The sequence below is a fragment of the Pseudoalteromonas sp. SG43-6 genome (assembly GCF_014164365.1).
GTDB lineage: Bacteria > Pseudomonadota > Gammaproteobacteria > Enterobacterales > Alteromonadaceae > Pseudoalteromonas > Pseudoalteromonas rhizosphaerae.
In genome coordinates this window covers 14,471-26,709 of sequence record NZ_JACJEZ010000005.1, presented here as the reverse complement: position 1 = coordinate 26,709, position 12,239 = coordinate 14,471, and the positions used below count along the sequence as shown (strand labels likewise).

12 protein-coding genes are annotated in these 12,239 nt (G+C 38.5%); 7 read left to right on the top strand and 5 right to left on the bottom strand.

The annotated features are described in order from the left end of the window. The first annotated feature begins 136 nt into the window (after nucleotides 1–136). The 5 genes from cgtA to H5201_RS03040 all read left to right on the top strand — a co-directional run bounded on the left by cgtA (nucleotide 137) and on the right by H5201_RS03040 (nucleotide 4,497). Nucleotides 137–1,291 (top strand): Obg family GTPase CgtA, encoded by a 1,155-nt coding sequence (cgtA, locus tag H5201_RS03060; RefSeq protein ID WP_149982083.1) that lies wholly within the window; start codon nucleotides 137–139, stop codon nucleotides 1,289–1,291. Nucleotides 1,292–1,376: 85 nt separating this feature from the next. Continuing rightward, nucleotides 1,377–1,856, top strand: coding sequence for a type 3 dihydrofolate reductase (folA, locus tag H5201_RS03055; protein ID WP_220491262.1), 480 nt, complete (start codon nucleotides 1,377–1,379; stop codon nucleotides 1,854–1,856). A 79-nt stretch (nucleotides 1,857–1,935) separates the two neighbouring features. Next, a complete protein-coding gene (locus H5201_RS03050) occupies nucleotides 1,936–2,313 on the top strand; it encodes a DUF3718 domain-containing protein (protein WP_145235479.1) in 378 nt (125 codons plus the stop codon). Nucleotides 2,314–2,450: 137 nt separating this feature from the next. Continuing rightward, nucleotides 2,451–3,152, top strand: a complete 702-nt coding sequence (locus H5201_RS03045; RefSeq protein WP_182717147.1) for a DUF3581 family protein — start codon at nucleotides 2,451–2,453, stop codon at nucleotides 3,150–3,152. A gap of 97 nt (nucleotides 3,153–3,249) precedes the next feature. Further along, entirely contained in the window at nucleotides 3,250–4,497 is a 1,248-nt protein-coding gene (locus H5201_RS03040; protein WP_182717146.1) for a DEAD/DEAH box helicase, read from the top strand. 198 nt (nucleotides 4,498–4,695) lie between these two features. On the opposite strand, the gene H5201_RS03035 is transcribed toward H5201_RS03040, so the two are convergent. The 3 genes from H5201_RS03035 to H5201_RS03025 all read right to left on the bottom strand — a co-directional run bounded on the left by H5201_RS03035 (nucleotide 4,696) and on the right by H5201_RS03025 (nucleotide 7,054). Then, nucleotides 4,696–5,364 carry a hypothetical protein gene (locus tag H5201_RS03035; protein ID WP_182762077.1) on the bottom strand — a complete coding sequence of 223 codons (669 nt, stop codon included), beginning with the start codon at nucleotides 5,362–5,364 and terminating at the stop codon, nucleotides 4,696–4,698. Next, nucleotides 5,361–5,858 carry a hypothetical protein gene (locus tag H5201_RS03030; RefSeq protein ID WP_064665912.1) on the bottom strand — a complete coding sequence of 166 codons (498 nt, stop codon included), beginning with the start codon at nucleotides 5,856–5,858 and terminating at the stop codon, nucleotides 5,361–5,363. Before H5201_RS03030 ends, H5201_RS03035 begins: the two co-directional genes overlap by 4 nt. Before the next feature lie 239 nt (nucleotides 5,859–6,097). Then, nucleotides 6,098–7,054 carry a methylenetetrahydrofolate reductase gene (locus H5201_RS03025; RefSeq protein WP_145235486.1) on the bottom strand — a complete coding sequence of 319 codons (957 nt, stop codon included), beginning with the start codon at nucleotides 7,052–7,054 and terminating at the stop codon, nucleotides 6,098–6,100. A gap of 247 nt (nucleotides 7,055–7,301) precedes the next feature. Between H5201_RS03025 and H5201_RS03020 the strand changes: the two genes are divergently transcribed. Beyond that, on the top strand, nucleotides 7,302–10,187 hold the full coding sequence (locus H5201_RS03020; RefSeq protein WP_182783694.1) for a pitrilysin family protein: 2,886 nt from the start codon (nucleotides 7,302–7,304) through the stop codon (nucleotides 10,185–10,187). A gap of 164 nt (nucleotides 10,188–10,351) precedes the next feature. On the opposite strand, the gene H5201_RS03015 is transcribed toward H5201_RS03020, so the two are convergent. Together H5201_RS03015 and H5201_RS03010 are read right to left on the bottom strand one after the other, a co-directional pair. Continuing rightward, on the bottom strand, nucleotides 10,352–10,672 hold the full coding sequence (locus tag H5201_RS03015; protein ID WP_182717143.1) for a helix-turn-helix domain-containing protein: 321 nt from the start codon (nucleotides 10,670–10,672) through the stop codon (nucleotides 10,352–10,354). Nucleotides 10,673–10,674: 2 nt separating this feature from the next. Further along, a complete protein-coding gene (locus H5201_RS03010; RefSeq protein WP_182717228.1) occupies nucleotides 10,675–11,067 on the bottom strand; it encodes a hypothetical protein in 393 nt (130 codons plus the stop codon). Nucleotides 11,068–11,404: 337 nt separating this feature from the next. On the opposite strand from H5201_RS03010, the gene cysE reads away from it, so the two are divergent. After that, a complete protein-coding gene (gene cysE / locus H5201_RS03005) occupies nucleotides 11,405–12,220 on the top strand; it encodes a serine O-acetyltransferase (protein ID WP_149982076.1) in 816 nt (271 codons plus the stop codon). Nucleotides 12,221–12,239 lie beyond the last annotated feature (19 nt).

Here is a 12,239-nt window from a genome sequence, read left to right as displayed (position 1 = left end):
ATCGGTTCTTAAAAAACCCCGCCTTTGCGGGGTTTTTTGTTTTGAAAATAAATATATACCTAAGCCAAGCCTGCAATCAGCTTGGCTTAGGTATATAATAGTGAAATTAACAAGCCAATCCCTAAAGTGAGTAATCATGAAGTTTGTAGATGAAGTAGAAATTCGCGCAGAAGCTGGAGACGGTGGCAGCGGCATCGTATCTTTCCGTCGTGAAAAATATGTCCCAGATGGTGGACCAGACGGCGGTGACGGTGGAGATGGTGGTAGTGTTTATCTACAAGCTGATGAAAACTTAAATACCCTTATCGATTATCAGTTTGAGCGTTTTCATAGAGCTGAACGTGGTACTAATGGCCGCAGTCGTAACTGTACCGGTAAAAAGGCTGATGACTTATATGTGATGGTGCCTGTAGGTACTCGGATCATGGATGTTGATACCCAAGAAGGTCTTGGTGATTTAACTCAACATGGTCAAAGAATTTTGGTTGCAAAAGGCGGTTTCCACGGCTTGGGGAATGCGCGTTTTAAATCAAGTACTAACCGAGCGCCTCGTCAAAAAACATTGGGCACACCGGGTGAAGTACGTAACCTTAAACTAGAGCTATTATTATTAGCTGATGTTGGTTTATTAGGTTTGCCAAATGCAGGTAAGTCTACTTTTATTCGTAGTGTATCGGCAGCGAAACCAAAAGTAGCTGATTACCCATTTACTACGCTGATTCCAAATTTAGGTGTGGTACGTCCAGAAGCAAATAAATCATTTGTTATTGCAGATATCCCAGGGTTAATCGAAGGTGCCTCTGATGGCGCTGGCTTGGGTATTCGCTTCTTGAAACATTTAGAGCGTTGCCGTGTATTACTGCATATTATCGATGTAATGCCTGTCGATGGTTCAAACCCAGTAGACAATGCATTTGCAATCATCAATGAGTTGCACCAGTACAGTCCTAAGCTGGCTGAAAAACCACGTTGGTTAGTATTTAATAAAATAGACTTATTACCTGAAGATGAAGCACAGGCGCTATGTGAGCAAATTGCTGAAGAGTTAGGCGAGACTGAAAATATTTATCATATTTCTGCAATTAATAAGCTAAATACTCAACCATTAATTCATAACATCATGACGCTACTCGATAGCATGCCAAAAGAAAAATTTGTGCCAATTGAAGATGAAGAAGTTGAATTCAAATGGGATACTTATCATAAAGATGCCACTAAGAAGAATGATGACGACGACTGGGATAGTTGGGATGATGACGATTATGACGTTGAAGTTGTCTATGAGCGTTAGACTAAAGTAAATTATTTTAAAAGGAGCTGGTGCTCCTTTTTTCTTGTTTAATAAAAAAGTATTAGGTTTTAATGTGAAGATTTCAATGATTGCAGCTATGGCTAAAAATAGAGTGATTGGCCAAGATAATAATATGCCATGGCATTTACCTGCTGATTTACAGCATTTTAAAGCGGTTACTATGAATAAACCAGTAATTATGGGGCGCAAAACATTTGAGTCAATTGGTCGCCCTTTACCTGGTCGACGCAACATTGTTATTAGCCGAAACACTGACTACACTGCAGCTGGAATTGATGTTGTAGCATCCCCAGAGGCCGCTATTTCATTGGTGTGTGAGTCTGATGAAGTAATGGTGATTGGTGGCGGGAATATATATCAACAATTTTTAAAAAGTGCCGATACACTTTATTTAACGTTTATTGATCTTGATGTTGCAGGAGATACACAGTTTCCTGATTACGAACAATCAGCAAACTGGCAAGTTGTAGAAGAGCTGTATAATCAACCGGATGATAACAATATTTATGGTTATAAATTTGTCACATTGGATAAAGTTAAGTAACATTATTGCGGTTAGGCTTATAGGTTGATACAATATTAAACAACTAGGGTAGTTATAAAGTATTACACAAGGGTCTACAATGATAAAATTATCAACACTCGTTATTGCTGCAGCTGTTATTTCTGGTTCTGTTGCTTTTAGCGCGCCAGTAAAAGCGGATGATCAGTTAGCTGTTTCAATCTGTGAATACATAGCTGCGGACGATAAAAACCGTTTACGTGATAAGTTAAAAAGCTCACGTGTAAAAATTCGTAATATTTATGATGCAGTACAATGTAATGGTCTTAACTTGCTACGTCATGCAGTTGCCAGTAATGCCGTAGATACCGGTGAATATATTGTGAAAAACTTATCTAAAAGCTCTTTAGAAGATGGAGCAGATATAGCATGGGCCGAAGCAAATGGTCATGGCGGTTCTGCATTAATACCAGCAATTAAAGAACGTGCTGGTTTATAAGTTATAATAAATCATTAAAAAAGTCGCGATATCGCGGCTTTTTTGTATCTGAAACAAAAGTTTAACAGATTCGACCTCTATTGTAATTTTATCTGGTAGAATAGGCAGGTTATAAGCAGTTTAAGCAGTGAACAACTATGTTAAGTCCTTTTTATCAGCAACATGCTGATTATGTCTCTATTTCTCGTGAACAAGGGTGTCGTTTCGCAAAGTGCGTTGCTGATGATTACAATCCACTTCATGATAAAGATGCAAAACGTTTTTGTGTGCCTGGAGATTTATTATTTTCATTGGTATTAAGTCGTTATGGCATCAGTGAAAAAATGGAATTTACCTTTGCCGGCATGGTTGATGAGAATACCAAACTCAACTTCCCTGAGGGCGCAGATGAGTTTGATATTACCAGTGGCGATAAAGTCATGCTGAAGGTTAAGCGCGAAGGTATAACTAGCCAGTGCCAAACACTCACCGATAGTCTAATAAAAAATTATGTTGAGTTTTCAGGTACAACTTTTCCGCATGTTATTATTCCACTTATGGGCAATCAAGATGTCATGATCAACCCAGCTCGCCCTATGATTATCTATGAGTCAATGTTGATTAATCTCGATACATTAGAGATCCATGCACCGACGTTAGAATACGCAGAGCCGAGTTTTGAATATACAGGCAAGCGTGGGAAAATCACTTTGCGCTTTAACTTGTTAGAAAATGGTGTAAAAGTCGGCTGTGGTGAAAAGCACATGTTGGTATCAGGTATTCAACAATATTGCCAAGATACGGTGGATGATCTAATTACCTTCTATAACCAACGAAAAGAAACCCTCAAACCAGCTTGAACATTTAGCAAGCTTAGAAAGGCGCTGCAAAGCGCCTTTTTTGTTATTCGCTTTGGGCGTACAATAGCGCCATTATTTGTTACACAAAGCTAAACTTATGTCTGCGACTACTTTCTCTGAGTTAAAACTCGATCCTGTACTGCTTAATGCACTTGAACAAAATCAATATCATACCCCTACGGCGATACAGCTAAAAACTATTCCGCTGATTTTAGCTGGTCATGATGTTATGGGGAGTGCACAAACAGGAACAGGTAAAACAGCTGCTTTTGTATTACCTCTGTTACATAAATTACTTAATACACCAAGTAAAGATGAGCCAGGTACTGCTCGAGTACTTATTTTGACACCAACTCGAGAGCTTGCTCAGCAAGTCTTTGCTAGCTTTGAAAAATACGCGCAAGGTACTGATATTAAAGGCGCGCTTGCTTATGGTGGTGCCAGTATTGGCCCGCAAATTAAAGCCATGAAAGATGCACAAGTTGTAGTGGCAACGCCAGGGCGATTGCTGGATCACATAATCAAAGGCAGCATTAAACTATCTAGTGTTGATTCACTGGTGTTTGATGAAGCAGACCGTATGCTTGATATGGGCTTTATTGACGAAATTAAACGTATATTGCGCCATGTTCCCAGTGATCGTCAGACCTTACTATTTTCAGCGACCTTTGACGATAGTGTATTTGAGCTCAGTAAAAAGTTATTAAAAGATCCAAAACTTGTTGAAGTCAATAAACGTAATTCTGCGGCTGTAGAAGTTGAGCAAATCATTTACGCGGTTGATGAAGACCGTAAACGTGAGCTTGTCTCGCACATGATTGGCATGAAAAACTGGCGCCAAGTACTGATCTTTACTCGCACAAAGCAAATGGCCGATCAACTCGCCAAAGAAATGTGTAAAGATGGCTTAAAAACACAGTCAATTCATGGTGATAAATCTCAAGGTGCACGTGATAGAGCACTGCAAGATTTTAAAGAAGGTACCACTCGTGTACTCGTGGCAACCGATGTTGCAGCTCGGGGTCTAGACATAGCGTCGTTAAAGTATGTGATTAATTTTGAATTACCCTATATAGCTGAAGATTATGTCCACCGTATTGGCCGCACTGGGCGCGCTGGCGAGCAAGGCTTAGCGATGTCATTAGTCAGCCTTGACGAGCAGTGGTTACTTGAAGAAATTGAAGTGTTGCTTGATACTCGTCTAACACCGCAGTGGTTAGCGGGCTATGAACCGGATCTAAATAAAAAGCCCAAAGATAATCGCAAAAACTCTAATAAGTCGCGAAAAGACCGAGATAAAAAACGTATTACAGGGCAAAGAGCACCTAGTAGACGCCGTAAATAAAAGCTTTCAGTTTTTAGTTATCAGCTGTCAGTAAAGCTCTAGCACGGCGCTAAAACGAGCGCCGTAGCTTTATTGTTTTATATGCTAAATTCAGTAGTCAATAGTATTAATAATAAAGCGCGATATAACTTTACTAAGCTAGAGTGCCCTCTAAAAAGATAAATTTTTAAATTAAAATCGCAGCTAAAGGTTCTTACTTCAATTTAGTGTAGTTATTTCATATGGTTTATCTGCGGATTTTTTCGTAACCATAATAAGCTTAAACCCTTTACTAAATGCATCAATTACCTGCCAGTCAATACGAACTAATGCGTCTTGAACTTTATCAGCATTGAAATCGCCTGTGGCAACAACGTAGTAAAACATCTGATCTGTTTCTGTCTCAACCTTTATTGCTCCACTAATGTCCAATGATGTATTAAACTTTTTATGGTATTCACTTAGTGTTTTACCTCGCCTTTGGCTTTTATCATGTTTATTAACATAAGGGGAAGCTGTAGCAGGAAGATTGCTAATATCCTTTTTATCAAGAATTTCCTGTAAATAACTGACGTTTGAACTTTTAGCTTGGGAGTACTGTTTTAATGCGGCACAGTTCGCTTTCAACATCTGTAACAAATGAAATTCGCTCACTGCTATATCATCAGAAGCGGTTTCTTCTACTTGTTTACAGGTAGAAAAGTGTACATTCTTCTCTGAACGTAAAGTTAAATCATAATTTAATTTAATGCTCTGGTAATCCATCACAATTTCAGATTCTAAACCTGTAAAATAATTAGTAAATAATTTAGGTTTTATTTCATTAGCAGATAATTTTGAGCAGCTAACACAGATAAATATCGATAATACTAATGATAAGTTTTTCACGGTGTCGTTACCTTTATGCTGTTAGCCGCAGATAGCTTTGCTCTTACGTAGTTATTTCTTTCTGCGCTGAGTTGAGGACGATAGCTTTCTTTAGCTGCTTTAATCCAATCTCCAGTTTTGATTGCTTTATCAAACTCAGTAAACTTCGTGACAATTTTTACTGCACCTAAGTTAAAAATCATATCAAATAATGCGACTTGTATATTTTTGTCTAATTTATCAAAATCATCATAATAACCATTAGACTTTTTATATAGAGTAGAAAGCTCTCTGTAAAAAGAATCCATATGTTTGTCTAGTTGGCGTGTAATTTCTACATCTTTAATTATGAGTGTAGTAAATTGCTTATACCATTCAGCTTTATAATTTCTTTTTTGTTTAGCTATTGTTTCAAATTCTTTTTGCTTTTCTAGAGGAGTTGCAGGAGGACCCGGTTGATTGTTAACTACTTTATTCATTGGGAGCAGGGTTGCAGCTTGTTTGTTTTTTATCATATGACCTACGCCTGTGGTTACATAGCCCTGAGAGTCTAGATAAAAGTGATTAATTTTTTCTCATATTTTATAATGTTTTTAATTACTTCTTATTTCACCTGTGGATTTAATGGCATTTAAAATTCCTTTTAATAGTATTACCTAATTAGCATACAAGAATACTTAAAATTACCTAAAAAAACAACAATCATGAACACTAGTTCACTTAAAAATAATGGGCAGGCTCAAGTTTAACTCTATTAAGCAATCTGTTTTTCAGCAAGATTTAATTCCATTGTCGCTTTTAATAAGCGGTAAAGATTAATTGATGCATCAATTTCTTCTTTACGGTTGGTTAAACTTTCAATATTTAACCCCAGTGGCACGTCTAAATGCGCGCAACTTCTTAGTATTAAATCTAAGTTTTCACGGCAAATACGTACAGATTCACTCAGTGGGTTTTGCGAATCAAGCATCCGCCATTTAGTTGCATCAGGTACGGAAATTCCTAACCATTGCATAAACTCTAAGGTTTTTTCACTGCCACAGGGCGTAAAGGTTAGAATAATACGTTTAGGTTCGATACCTTGAGCTTTACAGCTGCGCGCATAACTGGTGATCAAATCCACGGTTGCTTGCGCGTTATACACAGCTTGTGAGATAAAAAATTTACAGCCTTGCGTGGTTTTTTCAAGTAAGCGTTCATGTTCATTACGTTTACTTGCGTGGCGCTCGGCAATGGTAACGCCTCCTAAAAAGAAGTCTTGAGGCTGTTCGCTTAAGACTTTATAAGCATCAGGCAGGCTTAATTTAATATCCCCGTCAGATGATGGACTACCGACTAATACTAGGTTTTTTAAATTAAACTGGTTTTTAGTTTCGCTTAACCACTGTTTAAATTCGGCCACACCGCGCTGTGCAACACTTTTATAAGTGATCACTTCTTGATGCGATAAATTACGTAGTAAGTTACTGTATTCTCGAGGATCTACCGTTTGCTTGAACGGAAAAGGGCGAGGCATCTCAGTGCGACTACTTTCATCTTGAATGTCATAAATAATCACGCCATCGTATTCAATTTCATGCAAACGAGCTAAGAGCTTTTGGGCGATAATTTCAAGCTGCGCTTTATCAGTACCAATACGTGGTGGGGTGGTACCAATTAAGTACACACCCTGATTGGTGTCTTCAATTTTCTCTTGTAGTGATAAAGCCATAATCCTCATTCCAGCTAAGTTAGTGTCTATGGCAAATAATATAGCAGCCATTTAGACGTCTAGATAGATTTTTTTAGTGAAACTTTTTCAACGAAGGTGAGTTTTATTCATGTTGCTCTGAATGAAGAGTTCTCTGATACACAACTGTTTACATAATTTATTACCTCAGGGGTCTTATATTGACTTGCTTTGTTGCATAATCGGATGACTAAAAACAAGAAATTTATTCAACTAACAAGGGATAGCAATGAAATTTAAATTATTAGCAACGAGCCTTGCGGTAACGCTTGCACTGAGCGGCTGTGCAAATAACAGCGGCTCAAACATGGTCAAAGAGGTTGAGATTGAACAGTCAACGGTTGCCAGTAGTAATGATCGGGTGTTCTCACAAGATTATTTATTAGAAGAGCTTGATAACGGTTTACGCGTTATGGTGGTGAAAACTGATTACCCTGATGTGGTATCACTACAAATTCCAGTGTCTGTCGGTTCTCGTAATGAAGTCGAAGCAGGTAAAACCGGTTTTTCACACTTTTTTGAACACATGATGTTTAAAGGTTCTGAAAAATATCCGCAAGATGTGTATTCTGATATTCTAAAAAATTCTGGGGTTGATAATCGCGCTTATACAACCAATGATTACACTAACTATCACTTAAACTTTTCAAAGCAACATCTTGATAAAGTACTTGAAATTGAAGCGGATATTTTTCAAAACCTGACTTATTCAGAAGAGCAATTTCGTACCGAAGCATTAACAGTTAAAGGCGAATACCTTAAAAATAATGCCAGCCCGGTTCGTAAGTTACTTTCTGCAGTACGTAATGAAGCATTCGAAAAACATACTTATAAACATACCACCATGGGCTTTTTTGAAGATATTGAAGCCATGCCGGATCAAATGGCATACGGTAAAGAGTTTTTTGCTAAGTTTTATAAACCTGAATATGTGTCATTAGTGATTGTAGGCGATGTTGATCCAGCTGAAACTATGGCTATGGTTAAAAAACACTGGGGCCAATGGCAAAAAGGCGATTTCGTTGCTGATATTCCAACCGAACCAAAACAGCAAGCGGCGAAATATATACATGAGCAAAACGAAGGCTTACCAGGGCATTGGTTATTAGTATCTTATAAAGGCACAGCCTGGCAGCCAAAACAAAAAGACAGAGCCGCGCTTGATTTACTGTCACAGCTTTATTTTTCAACCAACTCAGAGCTTTACCAAGAGTTAGTAGTTGATAAACAAATTGCTAGCCAAATGTTTAGCTATAACCCTGATACCAAAGATCCCGGCTTATTACATGTTTTTGTGAAAGTTGAAAATGAGGCTGATTTAGCGGTTGCTCGTGATGCAATTAATAGCACCTACGCAAAAGCTCGCACTGAGTTGGTTGATAGCCAAAAGCTAGCTGATTTAAAATCCAATCTTAAATACAGCTTTATTAACGGCCTAGACTCATCACAAGCTATAGGTTCAACCCTTGCCAGTTATATGCATTTTGAGCGCGATCCAGAAGTCGTCAATCAGTTATATGCAACGGCAGATAGCATCACCGCGCAAGATATTAAAGACATTGCTAATAAGTATTTTGTAGACAGTGGTCGTACTACTGTGACTATGTCTGCACTGGATAAAGTGGCTGGTTTTGAACAAGAAGTGGACTTAAACACTCTCGTTGCTAGCAAGCAAACTGTGCAACAGCGTCATTTTAAAGTGCTAGATAAAACCAATAGTTCGCCATTGATTGATATTAACTGGTTATTCCATACCGGTGCTGCGGCTGATCCTAAAGGTCAAAAAGGCGTAGCTGCACTCACTGCGGCCATGCTTGCTCAAGGTGGTTCACAGGCGAAGAGCTACAACGACATTAAACAGGCACTTTATCCATTGGCAGGTAGCTTTGGTTATCAGATAGATAAAGAAATGATTTCGCTACAAGGGCGTGTCCATAAAGATAACGCTACACAATGGTATGCACTGGTTAGTGAGCAGTTACTAAATCCTGGCTTTAGAGAAGATGACTTTAAACGCCTTAAGAAAGAGCTCATCGACGGTATAAAATCTGGCCTAAAAGCCTCAAATGACGAAGAGCTAGGTAAAGAAGTGCTTTATCATAAGCTGTATCAAGGTCACCCATATGAGAGCTATAACTACGGTGATCTATCTGATTTAGAAGCATTAACACTTGATGACGTGAAAGCGTTTTATGCGAAAGAATTTACTCAAGCTAAACTAACTGTCGGTTTAATTGGCGCAGTACCTGAATCACTTAAAGCAACCATGTTTAGCGATTTAAGTGCTTTGCCTAAAGGTCAGCAAAGTCGTTTATCGATTCCTGATGCACCAGCGCTAAAAGGTCATCACGCTACAATTGTAGAAAAATCAGCGCAATCGACTGCGGTATCGTTTGGCTTCCCAATTGATACCATTCGCAGTAGTGAAGACTGGACGGCACTGTGGTTAGTTCGCTCATACTTTGGTGAGCACCGCAGTTCAAACTCATATCTTTATGAGCGCATTCGTCAAACCCGCGGTATGAACTACGGCGATTACGCGTATATTGAGTATTTCCCACGAGGTATGTTCCAGACTAAGCCTGATGCAAACTTAGGCCGCTCTGAGCAAATATTTCAAGTATGGCTTCGCCCGCTGCGCTCGAACAATGACGCTCATTTTGCAACGCGTACCGCTTTATTTGAACTTGATAAGCTAATCAAAAATGGCATGACAGAAAAAGACTTTGACGCAACGCGTAACTTCTTAATTAACTTTGTGCCGCAAATGGTAGCAAGCCAAAACCGTCAATTAGGGTATGCGCTAGATAGTGAGTTTTACAACACCGATACTTTCGTAAAGTATGTAACGAGCAAGCTTGAAAAACTGACAGTAGCTGATGTAAATCGTGTCATAAAAGAGAACTTACAAACGGATGATATTCAGTATGTGTTTATCACCGGCGACGTAAAAGATATGCAAAAGCGCCTAGCGTCAGAGCAAACATCCCCTATGGTATATAATGCAGAGAAACCAGCTGAATTAGTTGCTGAGGATAAAGTAATCGCTGATTACAAACTGGCAATACCAGCGAAAAATATTGAAGTACTTGCTGTAGATAAGGTGTTTGAATAACGAGCATTTAAATAACTAAGAAGCTTAATTTAGATGCCCCAAATTTGGGGCATTTTTATAACATTGCGCCAATTTTTACACCTAATCCAAAAAGTATAATTGCACTGACGATAAGCACTAAGGTGATGTGTCCTCGCGATTCCTTTGACATAGTTTAAATCTCCTTATTTCATAATTAAAAACACGGTGATCATGCCAAGCGCAAAGCTGGCAATGGACGACAGCGCTAAAATTGTTGTGATACTTTGCGTATTTAAAGTATGTGTCTGAGCAACTGAAACTGTATTTTCCTCAAGTTTTATTAACTCACCTTGACGTACTTCTAACACTGCACACAAGGCCATGGTGGTTTCTTTAGACGCTGCGCCTTCTTTTTTTACCCGTTGAATAGTTCGTAAACTTACGTCACAGGCATCTGCAAGCTGTTGTTGAGTCCAATCAAGCTTTTGCCTTAATGCTTTTATAGTTTTGGGGTTTAATTGCATGATTATTTCCCCAAAGCTAATGTTGAAATAATATACCCAACAGTAAAACCAACAACAAAACACCCAGCAATAAAAAGAGCTGATTTTTTAGGGTTACTAAATAAAGTTGTTTGCTCTAAGCTTTTAACTAACTTTTTATTTTTAAACAGTGAGCACTCAAGCCTACCAGTTAAAATATTGTGCATTTCAAACTTAACATTAAAAGTATTACCTGATAGTTCAAATTGGTGTTTACTTGTGACATTAATACTTCGCTTTTCACTAACTAGCTCATCATTAATATAGACTTCTTCCTTACCGGTGAAGTAACTGCCAAAGCAGGCTATTTGATCGTCGCCATCTTGAAAGTAAAATTTATAGCCTAGTTTCTTTGTATTGAGTATGTCATTGTTCATCATCGTATTCCTTATTAAGTTGATGATGCTAATTTAGCGTTTATTATTATTTTTTACGCCGTCAGCTTTACGCCAGTTGTTATTTTGTCATATGACAGGATAACTTTCATTGATGTTTAGTTATTGAGTTTTAAAATCTATATTTTTTATAGCGACGGGTTAATTTTATCTACTGTCGTAACTCATTGTGTAAAACTATAATGAGATTATTAAAGAATGATTTTGAAATTTAGTTATATCTAATAACCAGAACAAATAACCGCAGCGTTAACACATCTGACTTGAAATCCGTTAAACTGCATAAAAGCTTATCTTCGTATTAATTTAAGGCCGTCCTATGCGTCATGAAATTTGGCAACAGCTCCGCACCGAAGCAAATGAAGTCGTTACCCGTGAACCTCTGTTAGCAAGTCATGTGTATTCATGCATTTTAAATCATGAGTGCTTAGGGTCTGCGTTGAGCTTTATTGTTGCTAATAAGCTGGCAGACGCAGTGGTATCTGCATTTACTATCCGGGAGTTATTTGATCAGGCTTTTGTTGAATGTGATCGAATGCTTACTCATGTCGCCCATGATATAAAAGCCGTTAAAGATCGTGATCCCGCTGCCGATACATATTTAACTGTGATATTAAATTTAAAAGGTTTCCATGCAATTCAAGCACATCGACTCGCCCATTGCTTATGGTTACAAAACCGTAAAGAGCTCGCTCGCTTTATTCAAAGCCGTACCTCAGAAGTATTTGGCGTTGATATCCATCCTGCTTGTAAAGTCGGCCATGGTATTATGTTTGACCATGCAACTGGTATAGTGATTGGTGAAACAGCTGTTATTGAAGATAACGTCTCTATTTTACAATCAGTTACTCTAGGTGGTACTGGTAATGAAAAAGGTGATCGTCATCCAAAAATTCGCGCCGGTGTTTTAATTGGTGCTGGGGCTAAAGTGCTCGGCAATATTGAGGTCGGCGAGGGCGCCCGAATTGGCGCAGGCTCAGTGGTACTGAGCGCCGTACCACCACACACCACGGTTGTAGGCGTACCAGCTAAAATTGTTGGTAAACCAAATTGCCCCTGTCCAGCGCAAAGCATGAATCAAAACTTTTTAGAAGTTGAAGCTGAAAACGAATCGCACACCAGCGCAATGTTATAAATCAAAATTAACCATAAAT